Source organism: Pandoraea eparura, from assembly GCF_902459725.1.
Classification (GTDB): Bacteria; Pseudomonadota; Gammaproteobacteria; order Burkholderiales; family Burkholderiaceae; genus Pandoraea; species Pandoraea eparura.
The window spans coordinates 292,184-306,836 of the sequence record NZ_CABPSH010000004.1 but is presented as its reverse complement, the minus strand read 5'-3'; the positions used below and the strand labels follow the sequence as shown (position 1 = coordinate 306,836).

17 protein-coding genes are annotated in these 14,653 nt (G+C 64.2%); 5 read left to right on the top strand and 12 right to left on the bottom strand.

Annotated elements, in window-relative coordinates; all coding sequences use genetic code 11:
- Positions 1-45: 45 nt before the first annotated feature.
- A complete protein-coding gene (locus PEP31012_RS12080) occupies positions 46-579 on the bottom strand; it encodes an FKBP-type peptidyl-prolyl cis-trans isomerase (protein WP_150589573.1) in 534 nt (177 codons plus the stop codon).
- 169 nt (positions 580-748) lie between these two features.
- Between PEP31012_RS12080 and PEP31012_RS12075 the strand changes: the two genes are divergently transcribed.
- The gene (locus PEP31012_RS12075) at positions 749-2,056 is read left to right on the top strand and encodes a ribosomal protein uL16 3-hydroxylase (RefSeq protein WP_425494955.1); all 1,308 of its coding nucleotides are present in this window, start codon (positions 749-751) and stop codon (positions 2,054-2,056) included.
- A gap of 176 nt (positions 2,057-2,232) precedes the next feature.
- Positions 2,233-2,469 carry a hypothetical protein gene (locus tag PEP31012_RS23660; protein ID WP_174978212.1) on the top strand — a complete coding sequence of 79 codons (237 nt, stop codon included), beginning with the start codon at positions 2,233-2,235 and terminating at the stop codon, positions 2,467-2,469.
- Between the two features lie 297 nt (positions 2,470-2,766).
- Here PEP31012_RS23660 and PEP31012_RS12065 read toward each other — a convergent pair whose 3' ends face one another.
- The 10 genes from PEP31012_RS12065 to PEP31012_RS12020 all read right to left on the bottom strand — a co-directional run bounded on the left by PEP31012_RS12065 (position 2,767) and on the right by PEP31012_RS12020 (position 11,841).
- Positions 2,767-3,558, bottom strand: coding sequence for an MBL fold metallo-hydrolase (locus PEP31012_RS12065; protein WP_150589571.1), 792 nt, complete (start codon positions 3,556-3,558; stop codon positions 2,767-2,769).
- 8 nt (positions 3,559-3,566) lie between these two features.
- Entirely contained in the window at positions 3,567-4,709 is a 1,143-nt protein-coding gene (bamC, locus tag PEP31012_RS12060) for an outer membrane protein assembly factor BamC (protein ID WP_150589570.1), read from the bottom strand.
- 51 nt (positions 4,710-4,760) lie between these two features.
- The gene (gene dapA, locus PEP31012_RS12055) at positions 4,761-5,678 is read right to left on the bottom strand and encodes a 4-hydroxy-tetrahydrodipicolinate synthase (RefSeq protein ID WP_150589569.1); all 918 of its coding nucleotides are present in this window, start codon (positions 5,676-5,678) and stop codon (positions 4,761-4,763) included.
- A gap of 42 nt (positions 5,679-5,720) precedes the next feature.
- A complete protein-coding gene (locus tag PEP31012_RS12050; RefSeq protein WP_150589568.1) occupies positions 5,721-6,329 on the bottom strand; it encodes a class I SAM-dependent methyltransferase in 609 nt (202 codons plus the stop codon).
- On the bottom strand, positions 6,326-7,528 hold the full coding sequence (locus tag PEP31012_RS12045) for a tryptophan--tRNA ligase (protein ID WP_150589567.1): 1,203 nt from the start codon (positions 7,526-7,528) through the stop codon (positions 6,326-6,328). Before PEP31012_RS12045 ends, PEP31012_RS12050 begins: the two co-directional genes overlap by 4 nt.
- Before the next feature lie 25 nt (positions 7,529-7,553).
- A complete protein-coding gene (locus tag PEP31012_RS12040) occupies positions 7,554-8,219 on the bottom strand; it encodes a site-2 protease family protein (protein ID WP_150589566.1) in 666 nt (221 codons plus the stop codon).
- Positions 8,220-8,292: 73 nt separating this feature from the next.
- Positions 8,293-8,919, bottom strand: coding sequence for an L-threonylcarbamoyladenylate synthase (locus PEP31012_RS12035; RefSeq protein WP_150589565.1), 627 nt, complete (start codon positions 8,917-8,919; stop codon positions 8,293-8,295).
- Positions 8,920-8,931: 12 nt separating this feature from the next.
- Positions 8,932-9,765, bottom strand: coding sequence for a 3',5'-nucleoside bisphosphate phosphatase (locus tag PEP31012_RS12030; RefSeq protein WP_150589564.1), 834 nt, complete (start codon positions 9,763-9,765; stop codon positions 8,932-8,934).
- 111 nt (positions 9,766-9,876) lie between these two features.
- Positions 9,877-10,812 (bottom strand): alpha/beta fold hydrolase, encoded by a 936-nt coding sequence (locus PEP31012_RS12025; RefSeq protein WP_174978211.1) that lies wholly within the window; start codon positions 10,810-10,812, stop codon positions 9,877-9,879.
- Positions 10,813-10,893: 81 nt separating this feature from the next.
- Positions 10,894-11,841 (bottom strand): ferritin-like domain-containing protein, encoded by a 948-nt coding sequence (locus tag PEP31012_RS12020; protein WP_150589563.1) that lies wholly within the window; start codon positions 11,839-11,841, stop codon positions 10,894-10,896.
- Between the two features lie 49 nt (positions 11,842-11,890).
- On the opposite strand from PEP31012_RS12020, the gene PEP31012_RS12015 reads away from it, so the two are divergent.
- The 3 genes from PEP31012_RS12015 (at position 11,891) to PEP31012_RS23655 (ending at position 14,131) form a co-directional block, all read left to right on the top strand.
- Positions 11,891-12,415: a gamma carbonic anhydrase family protein gene (locus tag PEP31012_RS12015; RefSeq protein ID WP_150589562.1), complete on the top strand. Its 525-nt coding sequence runs from the start codon at positions 11,891-11,893 to the stop codon at positions 12,413-12,415.
- 217 nt (positions 12,416-12,632) lie between these two features.
- Positions 12,633-13,568 carry an Hsp33 family molecular chaperone HslO gene (gene hslO / locus PEP31012_RS12010; protein ID WP_150589561.1) on the top strand — a complete coding sequence of 312 codons (936 nt, stop codon included), beginning with the start codon at positions 12,633-12,635 and terminating at the stop codon, positions 13,566-13,568.
- A gap of 131 nt (positions 13,569-13,699) precedes the next feature.
- On the top strand, positions 13,700-14,131 hold the full coding sequence (locus PEP31012_RS23655; protein ID WP_174978210.1) for a hypothetical protein: 432 nt from the start codon (positions 13,700-13,702) through the stop codon (positions 14,129-14,131).
- Positions 14,132-14,215: 84 nt separating this feature from the next.
- Here PEP31012_RS23655 and ftsB read toward each other — a convergent pair whose 3' ends face one another.
- Positions 14,216-14,647, bottom strand: coding sequence for a cell division protein FtsB (ftsB, locus tag PEP31012_RS12005; protein WP_150589560.1), 432 nt, complete (start codon positions 14,645-14,647; stop codon positions 14,216-14,218).
- Positions 14,648-14,653: the final 6 nt, after the last annotated feature.

Sequence of the window (14,653 nt, the reverse complement as noted above, 5' to 3'; positions counted from 1 at the left end):
CCCTGAATCAGCAGCGCGGCGTTGCGGCAACGCGACGGCGCAACCTCAATGCAGCGTGGGAGCGCCGTCCTGGTCTTCGTCTTCGTCGACGACTTCAAGCCCCGACGCGCCGTGCGCGTGCTGGTGCTCGATTTCTTCTTCCGTCGCCTGGCGCACGTCGGCCACCTTCAGCTCGAAACGCAGTGCCATGCCGGCGAGCGGATGATTGCCGTCGAGCACCACCTTGTCTTCGGCGACATCCGTCACCGTGTAGATCAACGTGTCGGACTCATCGTCGCCATCTTCCGGCGTGCCTTCAAACTGCATGCCGACTTCGAGCGGATCCGGGAAACGACCACGCGCTTCGATCTTGATCATCTCGGGATCGTAATCGCCGAACGCGTCGGACGGTTCCAGTTGCAGTTGCGTCTCGTAGCCTACGTCCTGGCCGTCGAGCGCTTCCTCGATCTTGGGGAACGTGCCATCATAGCCGCCGTGCAGGTAAACCATCGGCTCGGCGCCGCTTTCTTCGATCAGGTTGCCCTGAGCGTCCGACAACTTGTAAGTCACCGAGACGACGGTATTCTTTTCGATCTTCATCAAACTCTCCGAAAAACAGCCCGCATTATACGCGCAGCCGCATGACATCGCCCCGCGCACGACCCAACGCCACATCGAATCGCGCACGCACTTGCGTGGCCAGGCTGCATCTCGTGCGTCATCGCATCCTCATGCCGATTCGTTGCAGGCGACCATGGCGCGACCGGACATGCGGCGCTGCGCGGATGCCGACCCTTGTGCCGTCACCGCTGCCAGCCTTCGTGCCACCCTCTTTTCATGCATTGACCCACTGATGACGACAGCCCGTTCCCCCTCGCCCCTGCTTGGCGGCCTCGCGCCCGACGCATTCATGAAGCGCCACTGGCACAAGCGCCCGCTGCTCATCCGCCAGGCCATCCCCGACTTTACCGCGCCGGTCTCGCGCGACGCGCTGTTTGCGCTGGCGGCGCGCGATGATGTCGAATCCCGCTTGATCAGCCACGCCCGCAAACGCTGGCAACTCGAGCATGGGCCGTTCGATGCCGACGATCTACCGCCGCTGAGTCGCAAGCAATGGACGCTGCTCGTGCAGGGGGTGAATCTTCACGCGCCGGCCGTCGACGCGCTCATGCAGCAGTTTCGCTTTATTCCCGATGCGCGTCTCGACGATGTGATGATCAGCTACGCCACCGACGGTGGTGGCGTCGGCCCGCACCTCGATTCCTACGACGTCTTTCTGCTGCAGGCACATGGCAAGCGGCGCTGGCGCATCGGCCCGCAGCGCGACACGACATGGCTCGATGGCGTGCCCCTGCGCATCCTGAAGCACTTCGAGGCCGAACAGGAGTGGGTACTGGAACCGGGCGACATGCTGTATCTGCCGCCGGGCTATGCGCACGATGGCGTTGCGCAAGGCGAGTGCATGACCTACTCGATCGGCTTTCGCGCGCCGCTGGAGCAGGAAATGCTCCAGAACTTCCTGTACTACCTTGCGGAAAACGCCCCCGCCTTGCCGTTCGCCCGCCATTTCGCGGGGCGGTACGCCGACCCCGGGCAATCGGCTGTCAAACATCCGGCCGCACTGCCCGACGCCATGATCGAGACGCTCGTCTCGCAGCTCGAGAAGGTGCGTTGGGGACAAAAGGAGGTGGAGGATTTCCTCGGACGATGGCTCAGCGAGCCAAAGTCGCACGTGTTCTTCGATCCGCCGGAAACCCCGCTTTCAATGACGCGGTTCGTGCGCGAAGCCGCTGTGCACGGCCTGGCGCTCTCACCCAAGACGCATTTGTTGTATCGGCGCAACAAATACTACGTCAACGGCGAGCCGCTCGATATCCCGGCCGGGGCACGTTCGATGTTGCGGCAACTTGCCGATCGCCGTCAGCTAAATGCAGGGGAATGCGCGAATTTCGAGAAAAAAGGTCCGGAAATCATCGAAATTCTGTACGATTGGTATGCTTCTGGGTGGCTGCAACTGCCAACCGACCCGCAACCCCCGCTAACGTTGCGCCCCGTAAGGAAAAAAGCGGGAAAATGACGCGAGATTGTGGTGACGGGTTGGGGAAAACCCAATATAATTTCTCGCCAAGCAGCTTGCATGACCAAGGGTAATCCTTAATTGCCAACGTCTCGCAATCGGCTTTGCGCTGGCAAGAGCGTATTACCGTAATTATTATTCCATTCGCTTGTCTTCTACCATAAAAGGACGTGATCATGAAGAAGTCTCTCCTCGTCGCTTCGTTGTTGGCTATCGCCCTGACCGCCTGCGGCAAGAAGGAAGAAGCCGCTGCTCCGGCCGCTGACACGGCCGCTTCGGCTGCTGCTGCTGTTGCTGATTCGGCCGCTTCGGCTGCTTCGGCTGTCGGCGCTGCTGCTGACACGGCGGCTTCGGCTGCCGGCGCTGCTGCTGACGCTGTCGCTTCGGCTGCTGACGCTGCTGCCAGCAAGTAAGCTCTCACTGCCGCAAGGCAGTTGAGCAAAAAAAGCCGGTCTTATGACCGGCTTTTTTATTGTCCTTACTCGGATCGCAACGCGTCGCGCTCACTTCCATCCCCCTCGGCGCCACCCTTCCTTCAGGCAACCGGCCCGTTCATATCGCCCCGAGCCGCCCTCACGCCGTCTATAGGTCTATAGGTCTATAGGTCTATAGGTCTATAGGTCTATAGGTCTGTGGGTCTGTGGGTCTGTGGGTCTGTGGGTCTGTGGGTCTGTGGGTCTGTGGGTCTGTACGTCTGCATGTCTGCATTGTCAGCACGTCAGCCAATCGAAGCCGCCCGCCTGCGTTGCCACGAGAATCTCCGTCGACTGCGAGCCGATAACGGCCGACATCGCCGCCATCGCCAGCTCAGGCGTATTGTTCTGCTCGCTCAAATGCGCACAGATCACGCGCTGCAGCTTCACCCGGTCGATCGCCCCCAGAATCTCCGCCGCTGAATCGTTCGCCAGATGGCCATAGGTGCCGCCAATCCGCGCCTTGAGCGACGGTGGATACTTGCTGTTCGCCAGCATATCGCGATCGTGGTTGCATTCGAGCACCAGCGCATCGCAGCCGCCGAGGGCGGCGACCAGATGCGCCGTGGCACATCCCGCGTCGGTCAGCACGCCCAACCGCCGCGCACCATCGGAAAACACGAACTGCAGCGGTTCGCGCGCGTCGTGCGGCACCGTGTAGGGACGAAGCTCGATTCCCCCAACGGCAAACCGCTCATCGGCGCGGCACCAGCGCACAAGCGCCGCATCGTCCTCGCCCTTGAGCGTGGCGTGAACCTTGACGGCCTGACCCGTTCCCCAGCTCATGATGAGGGGAATCCGGTACTTGCGAGCGAGGGAAAGGGCGCTGCCGATGTGGTCGGCATGCTCGTGGGTGATGACAATGGCGTCAAGCGACGCCACATCGATCGCGCGTGCCGTGAGGCGCCGCTCGACTTCCCGCATCGAGAAACCGCAATCGAGAAGGATACGGGTCGTGGAGGCGCCTTCCGACGCCTCCACGAGCAGGGCATTTCCTTCGCTGCCGCTGCCCAGACTGGCGAACCGCACGCCCCGCCTTAACGGAGCTGGTTGCCGATCACGCTGATGATCGTCTGCGCGATCTGTGAGTTGTCGACGTTACCCTTGTCGTCGAGCACCTGCACACGGGTCTGGCTATCGCCGCGGCCCTGCACGTTCACGCTTAGCTTCTTGGCCTTCTTGCTGTCCTGTACTTCCTTCGCATGGAACAGGCTGTAGAAGAAACCGTTGTCTTTCGCCAGCGAGGCCGGATCGACGTAGCTCACGTAGTAAAGGCCCTTCTCGCGGTCGCGATCGTCCACGGTGAAGTTACCGCGATCGAGCGCCACACCGACGCGACGCCAGGCCCGATCAAACGGCTCATTGATGTCGAGATACGCCGCGTCGGCCGTCTTTACGATCTGGCTCGACGGGCCGCCCGCCTTGGCGCTTTCCACTTGCGCCTTGGCCTGATCGGCCTGCACGCCGAAGCGCTGCATCAACTTGGTCAGGAAAATCGCCTCGAGACCCGGATCGTTCGGCGCCGGCTCCCACTTGGTCGTGTCCTTCTGCGAGTTCGTGAACACTTCCACCATGCGACGGTGCGTGATGTAGACGTCCGTGCCGCCATTCGGATCACGTTCCACGCGCGTGCGGAAACGGTCGCGTTCGCCGGTCGAATACAAGCCATCGAGCACCTTGCCAAGCAGATCGCGGATGATGTCCTGATTCAGCTTGGCGCGGTTTTCCGCCCAATCGGTTTCCATCACGCCCGTGTCCGGCGAATCGATCGTCAGCACGAACCCGTTCTCTTGCCAGAATTCACGCAGCGTCGGCCACAGGTCGCCCGGGGCCTTCTGAATCACCAACCAGCGCTCGTTGCCGTCGCGCACGACCTTCATGCCCGGCACCGACGGCAGCACCGTGTCGGTCGGGTTGGTCGCGACCACTTTCTGCTCGTTCTCGTAGGTCGACAGCGTGGCAGTGCCGGCCGGCGACACATACTTTCGATCGGACGCCTGAACGTTCGTCAGATCCGGTGGAACGTCAAGCGAGGGGCCGGTCTTCGAGCTCTTGTAATCGACCTTGTCGGAGGACAAGGCGCTCGAGAGCGAACTGCATCCGGCGACGAGAGCCAACGAGGCAATAGCGGCCCATGCCAGCACGGGACGAGCTACGGAAATACTGACGATTCGTTTCATGAGTCGCAAAAAAAGGGGTGGGCAATCGAACCCGGGTGCCGGAACGACAGGTTAGACAACAGCGATGTTGGCCGACTTGAGGGCACCAAGCACCGTGTCGTGGTACGCCTGCGCCAGCGGCGTGAGCGGCAGGCGGATGCCCGACGCGATCATGCCCATCTGTTGCAACGCCCACTTCACAGGGATCGGATTGGCTTCGACGAACATGGCGCGGTGCAGTTCGAACAACTGGAATTGCAGCTCCCGTGCCTTGGCCACATTGCCGGCCAGCGCAGCCGCGCACAGCTCGTGCATCGCACGCGGTGCCACGTTGGCAGTGACCGAGATATTACCCTGACCGCCCATGAGCATGAGCGCAACTGCCGTCAGGTCGTCGCCGCTGTACACGGCGAAACTCTTCGGGGCACGACGGATCAGGTCGATGCCGCGATCCAGATTGCCCGTGGCGTCTTTCACGCCCACGATGCCAGGCACTTGTGCCAGACGCAGCAGCGTGTCGTTGCTGGCGTCCGCCACGGTGCGGCCGGGCACATTATAGAGAATGACCGGCAACTCCACGGCTTCGGCAATCGCGCGGAAGTGCTGATACTGGCCTTCCTGCGTGGGCTTGTTGTAGTACGGCACGACCTGCAGCGACGCGTCGGCGCCGACCTGCTTCGCATGCTTCGTGAGCTCGATGGCTTCCGCCGTCGAGTTGCCGCCCGTGCCGGCAATCACCGGCAGCTTGCGGCCGCGCGACTCGCCGGCTTGCGCGGCTTGCTGCACGGCAATCTCGATGAGCTCGCAGTGCTCTTGGACGTTGACGGTCGGCGATTCGCCCGACGTGCCGACGATCACGATACCGTCGGTGCCTTCGTCGGCATGCCAGTTGATCAGGTTACGCAGGGCTTCACGGTCAAGGCTGCCGTCCTCTGCCATCGGCGTGACAATCGCGACGATACTGCCTTGAATCGGAGTTTGGGTAGTCATGGTTGATCGAACAATTCAGCGATAAGGGTGGATTGTAGCGGATTACGCGGCCGGCTCGTACAGCGCGGCATCGCCGGGGTTTTCCCCGGGGGCGGCACGCGTGGCGCACAAGCGCTGCACGCACGCCGCACGCGGTGCCGCCAGCGTGACATCCTCGAAGCCCGCCACGCGCAGACCGGCCTCGCGTGCCACCTCGAGCAACTCGCCGGGCGCCAGCAGAAACTGCAGATTGGACGGTTTTCCGTACCGTTCGTTTCCCTGCGCGAAGGTTTCATAAATCAGCACGCCGCCCGGCGCGACGCTGGCCGCGATACGCGAGAAAAGCGGCCGGTGCAGATAGTTCGTGACGATAACGGCATCGAAGCGCTCGCCCTCGGCCAACGGCCACGGCGCGCCTTCCAGGTCCGCCGTGAGTGTCGTGACGTTCGCTAGCATTGACATCGTGGCAAGCGCCGCCGCATCCCGGTCAACGGCGACGACGCTCACCCCGCGGGACGCGAGCCAACGCGCGTGACGCCCCTGACCGCACGCCAGATCGAGCGCGCGGGTGCCCGGCGCGATCAGATGCCCCCAGCGCACCAGCCACGGCGACGGTACGCCAGTGCCATGCGCCACGCCGGGCGCCACGCCAGGAACGGCCAGGTCCGTCATGAATATTGGAGCCCCATCGCTTCGCGCACGTCGCGCATGATCTCCTGCGCGGACTTTCGCGCTTTCTCACAACCGTCGGCCACGATGGCGCGCAGCAGCGACGGGTCGTCGACATACTTCTGGGCGCGTTCGAGCATGGGTTGCTGCTCGCGCAGAATGCCTTCGATGACCGGCTGCTTGCACTCGATGCATCCGATCCCGGCACTGCGGCAGCCCTTCTGCACCCAATCGCGCGTGTCGTCGTCGCTATAGACCTGATGCAACTGCCACACCGGACACTTCTCGGGATCGCCCGGATCGGTACGACGCACGCGTGCCGGGTCGGTCGGCATCGTGCGCACCTTCTTGGTGATCGATTCCGCGTCTTCACGCAGGCCGATGGTGTTGTTGTACGACTTCGACATCTTCTGGCCGTCGAGTCCCGGCATGCGCGACGCCGGCGTGAGCAACGCCTGCGGTTCGACCAGGATCAGCTTGCGCGCGCCTTCGAGATAGCCGAAGAGCCGCTCGCGATCCCCCATGGACAGCGACTGCGATTCGGAGAGCATCGCGCGCGCCTGTTCGAGCGCCTCGTCGTCGCCCTGCTCCTGGTAAGCCGTGCGCAGCTCGAGGTACAGCTTCGCACGCTTGCCGCCGAGCTTGCGGGCGGCCGCCAGCGCCTTCTCCTCGAAGCCGGTTTCGCGGCCGTAGAGATAGTTGAAGCGACGCGCGATCTCGCGGGTCATTTCGACGTGCGGCACCTGGTCTTCGCCCACCGGCACGTGCAACGCGCGGTAGAGCAGAATGTCGGCCGCCATCAACACCGGATACCCCAGGAAACCGTACGTCGAGAGATCCTTTTCCCTGAGCTTCTCGATCTGCTCCTTGTATGTCGGCACACGTTCGAGCCAGCCCAGCGGCGTGCTCATGCCGATGAGCAGCGCCAGCTCGGCATGCTCGGGTACCTTGCTCTGGATGAAGAGCGTGGCCTGATTCGGATCGATCCCGGCGGCAAGCCAGTCGATCAGCACGTCCCATACGTTCTGTTCGATGACTTCCGGCGTCTCGTAGTGCGTGGTGAGCGCGTGCCAGTCGACCACACAGAAGTAGCACGGGTACTCGGACTGAAGCTGAATCCAGTTCTTGAGCACGCCATGGTAATGACCGAGGTGCAGACGACCGGTCGGTCGCATGCCGGAGAAAACGCGTTCGGGGTACATGGTCTCGTTATGTTCTGCAAAAACTTCAGGAAATCAGCGACAACAGCGGTGTGAGCATCCAGACGATGAAGTCACGCCCCCACTGAATCAGCGGCCACAGCCAGACACGGCCGAGCACACCGCTCACCACCAGGGCCATCACGATGAAAAAACCGTAGGGCTCGACGCGCGACAGGCTGTAGGCCGCGCGCGCCGGCAGCAGCGACACGAGCACGCGCCCGCCATCGAGCGGCGGCACCGGAAACAGGTTGAACATGCACATGACGAGGTTCACCAGAAGCCCGGCCTGCGCCATCATCATGAAGAACGGCTCGTGAACGCCGACGATTTGCAGCCCCACCCCGAACACGGCCCACAGCATCGCCTGCACGAAGTTGCACAGCGGACCGGCCAGCGCCACCCAGATCGTATCGACGCGCGGATTGCGCAGGCTACCGAACGCGACCGGCACCGGCTTGGCGTAGCCGAACAGGAACGCGCCGCTCGTCATGAAATAGAGGGCAAGGGGCACGAGCACCGTGCCGATTGGGTCAATGTGCTTGAGCGGATTGAGCGTCACGCGCCCCATCAGATAGGCGGTGGGGTCGCCAAAATACTTGGCGACGTAGCCGTGTGCCGCCTCGTGCAGCGTAATCGCGAAGAGGACGGGGAGCGCATAGACCGCAACGGTCTGGATCAGGTCAGCATTCATAGCCGGGTATTGTAGCAAGCCGACCTGCGCGCCAGTATTACCGCGTATTGCAACATGCGCGGCGCACGCCCCGTCAAGACAGGCCGAACGGCGCCAGCGAGCCGCGCCCGCGGCGCAGCACCTCGGGCGGCGTCACCGTCAGGTCGACCACCGTGGACGGTTCTTTAGGACACGCCCCGCCATCGATCACCAGATCCAGTTGCTTTTCCAGGCGCTCCCGAATCTCTTCGGGGTCGTTCAGCGGCTCGGTTTCGCCGGGCAAAATCAGCGTGGTGGCAAGCAAGGGCTGGCCCAGTGCCTCGAGCAACGCCAGCGTGATGGCATGCTCCGGCACGCGCAGGCCGATCGTCTTTCGCGACGGATGCGAGAGCCGGCGCGGCACTTCCTTCGTCGCTTCGAGAATGAACACGTACGGCCCCGGCGTCGTCGCCTTGATCAAGCGGTACTGCCGATTGTCGACGATGGCGAACTCGGCCAGCTCCGACAGATCGCGCACCAGCAGCGAGAGCAGTTGCTTGTCGTCGAGCCCGCGAATACGACGCAGGCGCTCGACAGCCTGCCGGTCGTCGATGTGACAGGCAATCGCGTAGCTCGAATCGGTCGGCAACGCCACGATGCCGCCCTTGTCGATGATCTGGGCGGCCTGCTTGATGAGTCGTGACTGAGGATTTTCCGGATGGATCTGGAAGAATTGCGACATAGCGTCGGAAAGTTACTGCCAGCGGCTCCAGACCGGGGTGAGATCGTCGGGCAGCGCCGGCAGCTTGCCGAGCAGCGCGCGGCTCTCGGTTGGTCCATGGAAATCCGAGCCGCGCGACGCCAGAAAATCGTAGCGGCGCGCGACGTCGGCATACTCGCGGTACTGATCCGGCGTGTGGCTGCCGGTCACCACCTCGATGGCCTCACCGCCCAGCTCGCGGAACTGATCGAACAATACCCCGAACTCGAGCGGCGTGAATCGGTAACGCCCCGGGTGTGCCACGACGGCAATACCGCCCGCCCCCCGGATCCAGGTCACGGCATTCTCGAGCGTGGCCCAGCGGTGCGGCACGTAGCCAGGACGTCCCTCCGCGAGATATTTCGAGAACACGTCGGAGACCGATGCGCACTTGCCGATCTCCACCAGATACCGTGCGAAATGCGTGCGCGAAATCAAATCGGGATTGCCGACGAAACGCAGCGCGCCCGCGTAGGCGTTCGGAATGCCTGCGGCCGCCAATTGCTCACTCATCTGTTGGGCGCGCGCCGCGCGGCCGCCGCGCGTGGCCGCCAGGCCATCGATCAGCGTGGCGTTGTCGGGGTCGACGTTCAGTCCGACGATATGTACCGTGCGATTGGCCCACGTAATGGAAATTTCCACGCCACTCACGTAATCCATGCCGAGCGTTTCGGCCGCCTCGCGCGCTTCACGCTGGCCGCCGATCTCGTCGTGGTCCGTGAGCGACCAGAGGTCGACACCCGCCTCGAACGCCACCTGCGCCACTTCGGTGGGCGAAAGCGTGCCGTCCGACACTCTGGAATGACAATGAAGATCCGCGTTAAGCATGATGAGCCGCCGGGCGATGACACGTCTGGTCCGTCGAGCACCGGCGTGTGACGTGGTAATGACGCCTTTATTCTACCGCTCAAGTGAGCGCGGCGCGAGTGACCCGCACCCTCAATCTCGGCAGAAGTCGTCGATCAGCCGGGCCACGACTTCCGGTTGGTCGTGATGCAGCATATGGCCGGCATCGTCCACGAAGGCCTCCGTCATCTTCGGAAAGACTTCGAAACGCTCCCGGAACGCCGCCGTGCCCTGCGCGCCAACGAAGTGGCGCAGCACGTCCGAGTCGGTCGCCTCCACATGCAGCACGGGCGCGCTCACGTTGCTCCATACTGCCATGGCTTCGTCGAGCCGGTACGGATAGGGATTGGCGATCTTGTGCGCCGCATCGGCAAGCAAATGCCATTGCCCGTCGGCGGCCTGGCGTGCCCAGCGCGGTGCCAGCCAATCCGCGCGCGCCTGTGTGAGGCGCGGATTGGTCTTGCGCAACCGTGCCGCCACCGCGTCGAGCGTGGCATAGGGGCGCAACGTCGGCCCATGCTGCAAGTCGTCGAGCCAGCGGCCGAGCTGACGAATCGCCGCGATGGGCTGTGTAGGCGGCAAGCCGAAGCCCTCCAGATTCACGAGACGTCGAACCCTCGCGGGCCGCACGCCGGCGTACAGGCACGCAACGTTGCCGCCCATGCTGTGGCCGATCAGGTGGACGGCTTCGCCCGGCGACGTGTAGACATCGAGCAAGGCGTCGAGATCGGCGAGGTAGTCCGGAAACCAGTAACTGCCGCAGCGGCCGTCCGCGACCGGCCAGTCGGTGAGGCCAAACCCGCGCCAATCCGGGGCCAGCACATGCCAGCGTTGCGCCAGCGTTTGCGCCACGAACTGGAACGACGCCGAGACGTCCATCCAGCCGTGCAGCGCGAACAGCTTCGGCGCGCCCGGCGTGCCCCACTGCCGCACATGGTGGCGCAGGCCTCGCACCGTCAGAAATTCGGATCGCGAATCGGGCACATCGAGCACATCGGAGGCAGCAAGCGAATCAAGCGGATCGGTCATGGCGCTGGCAGATAGTGAAGATCGAAACGATTGAGGAACGCCGAGTCTATCAGCGTCAAAAATGACGGATCGGCCGCGCGATTACGCGAGTGCCTGCAACGCCGCGAGTTCATCGTCGTCGAAGCCCGCCGCCCGTCTGGCCGCCAGATTGAATGGCCCGCGCAGACGCGGCGCGCCGTATTGCGCCGCGAGCCGCGCATAGGTCTCGATGGGGTCGCATCCGGCGCGTGCGCAGCCCCAGCGATACCACCGGTTGCCGATGGCGACATGCCCGATTTCGTCGCGCAGAATGACGTCGAGAATGGCGGCGCCGGCGGCGTCGCCCGCGCTCGCCAGCTTGGCCTTGATCGGTGGGCTCGCGTCGAGGCCGCGCGCTTCCAGGGTGCGGGGCACCAGCGCCAGCCGGGCGAGCCAGTCGCCGGACGTCCTGCGCGCCATTTCCCACAGGCCGTCGTGCGCGGGGAAACAGCCATAGCGATAAGGTTCGCCCAGCGTCGTCAGATGGGCGGCGAGCAGCGAGAAGTGATACGCCTCCTCGGCCGCGACCTGAAGCCAGTCGTCGTAATACTCGGCGGGCAGGCCGTCGAAGCGCCACAGCGCATCGAGCGCAAGATTGATCGCATTGAATTCGATGTGGGCCAGCGCATGCAGCAACGCGGCACGGCCCTCGACGGACGTCACGGCGCGGTGCTTCAACTCGCGCGGCGACACCAGCCGGGGCACGGCGGGACGCCCGGGAATGCCTGCGTCGCGTGCGTCGGCATCACGGGCATCGTCTGCCTTGTCAACGTCGAGGCGCCGCTCGGGATGCCAGTGCGCAAGACCGTTGCACACGGCGTCGCGAAGCGCCGTCACCCCGCGGGCTTTTTCATACGGGTCGCACAGGCGCAGAAGCGCAAGTGCGTGCTCGCGGGCACAATCGGACGCGGCGCACACGGGACGCGCGTTGCCGGGAGGGCAAGCTTCGGGGGAACCGCAGACGGCGTTGCGCGTGGCAGCGCCGCTGGGCGCAGGAGTGAAATCGGCCATGACGTTACAATAGCGAATTGACCGATTTTAACCGCGAACCGAAGCCGCCATGCCGATCTATAAACTTGGAGACAAGACCCCCCAGATCCACGAGAGTGCTTTCGTGGCCGACACCGCCAGCATCATCGGCGATGTGAGCCTCGCCGAGAACAGCAGCGTGTGGCCGGGGGTCGCGATTCGCGGCGACAACGAGCCGATCAAGGTCGGCGTCGGCACCAACGTGCAGGAAGGTGCTGTGCTGCATGCGGATCCGGGCTATCCGCTCACACTGGCCGGCGGCGTCAGCATTGGCCATCAGGCGATGCTGCACGGCTGTACGGTGGGTGAAAACTCGCTCATCGGCATTCAGGCGGTGCTGCTCAACGGCGCGGTCATCGGCCGCGACAGTCTGGTTGGCGCGGGCGCGCTGGTCACCGAGCGCAAGACGTTCCCGGACCGCTCCCTGATCCTGGGGGTGCCCGCCAAGGTCGTGCGCGAACTGACCGACGAGGAAGTCGCCAATCTCAAGCGCAACGCCGAGGGCTACGCGTCGCGGCGTCAGGTCTTCAAGGAACAGCTGGTTCGCATCGGCTGATCGCGCCATCGGCGGCGGCGCGGGCGACGAGCTCGGCACCCCGCCTGCGCGACCGGCGTGTTGAAAATGCGGTGCGCGCCCTCAGATTAGCCAGTATTGACGCGCCAATCCCCGGCGTTTGTGCAGCATCCGGCCCCATTTCAAGGTGTTTTTTATCGCACACCGCCTGCCGCCATGCCGCAACGCCGACGCTGCCGCATTTTTCAGGAATTCAACTGTGTCCGATCAACTTCAGAAATTCATGTTCGACGCCGCGCCGGTGCGTGGAGAGTACGTCAGCCTCGACGCCACCTGGCGCGCCGTGCTCGAACGTCACGATTACCCGGCGCCGGTGCGTCACTTGCTCGGTGAAATGATGGCCGCGGCCGCGCTGCTCACCGCCAACGTCAAATTCGACGGCGCCCTGATCCTGCAACTGCACGGCGATGGCCCCGTTACCATGATCGTCGTCGAATGCAACGCCGACCTGACGATGCGCGCCACGGCAAAGTACCACGGCGAGATCCCCGACGACGCCACGCTCAAATCGCTCGTCAACGTCAACGGCCAGGCGCGCTTCGCCATCACGCTCGACCCGCGGGTGAAGCCGCCGGGCCAACAGCCCTACCAGGGCGTGGTGCCGCTGTCCGACGAACACGGCCCCCTGCCCGATCTGGCGTCGGTGCTCGAGCACTACATGCATCACTCGGAGCAACTCGACACGCGCCTGTGGCTCGCGTCGGACGATCGCCACGCCGTGGGCATGCTGCTGCAGAAGCTGCCCGGCCATGGCGGCACGGCCGGTGCCGGCGCCGAGCGCGCGCCCGAGCAGGACGAGGACATGTGGAATCGCGTCTGCCAGCTCGGCAACACGCTCAAGCGAGACGAAATGCTGAGCGTCGACCGGGAAACCCTGCTGCAACGCCTGTTCTGGGAAGAGACCGTGCGGGTGTTCGAACCGGCGCTCACCGCGTTTCGCTGCTCGTGCTCGCACGAGCGCGTTACCAACATGCTGCGCACGCTCGGCGAAGCGGAAGTCATGAGCGTGTTCGACGAACGCCCTGACCTGGAGGTGGCGTGCGAGTTCTGCCGCCAGACCTATCGTTTCGACAAGGTGGATGCAGCGCAGCTCTTCACGGAGCCGTCGCACGCCGCGCCATCCGTGCAGCATTGAACGACGTCGAGATCACGGGCCTGCGCTGCGACCGGCGCGCCCGCGAATCTCGTGGGCGATGCGACGTTCGGTCGTTCACCTCGCCGCACCGCCGCGTCACCACCTCGTGGCCCATTCACGGAGAATCGCTCATGTCGCTACTCGCTCCCACCCGCCGTGCCACGCGCTCACCGCGTGGACGGCGCACTCGCCCGGTTGTCTACGCCGTCGGCGCTCTGGCCCTGACACTTGCCGCCGGCTGCACGTCACTGCAACTGCCACCGCCCGATGCCCCCGCCGCGCGCCTGCCGCAGACGCCGGGCACCCCTGCGATGACCGAGGCGCAGAAGCAAGACCTGACGCGTCTGAACAAACGCATCTACGACGAGCAGGAAGCTACCATCGAGCGCGACCGTGCGCAGCGCGCTATCGACGAGGTCCTGCGTAGCAACGCCTATGGGTATGGCGGTTGGGGAGGCGTTGGGTGGTATGGTCCGGGGTGGTATGGACCGGGGTGGTACGGCCCAGGCGGATATGGCGGATATGGCCCAGGCGCATCGGTGGGTGTGGGCATCGGCTTCTAGCGCGCCAGCCCGAGATGACATGAAAAAGGCGTTCCCGTGGGAGCGCCTTTTCGTTTTACCGCCTGCGCGTCCTGTCGGCGACACTCAATGATGCTTGGCCTTGTGCGCAGCCTGCGCGCCACGCTTCGTCTGTGACGACGAGGGCGGTGCGGGTGGCGCCGCGGCCACGGACTTATGCGCAGGTTCGGTTGACGACACAAGCGGCGCAGCGGCACCGGACGCCGCCTGCGGGCCGCCAGCGCCATCCGGCCCCACGAACTGGACAAACACTTCGCCGTCCTTGACCATGCCCAGCTCGAAACGCGCGCGCTCCTCGATCGCCGACGTGCCTTCCTGCAAATCCTGCACTTCGCCGGCAAGACGATCGTTACGTTCCTTCAACTGCTCGTTCTTCTGCTGTTCGGCACTCAGTTCGTCGCGCAGTTCGTGCACGTACAACCACCCCCCGTGGCCGAACCAGAGCGGATACTGGATCGCCGCGAGAAGCAGCACCAGCACCAAGGTCACCATTCGCATGCTTTC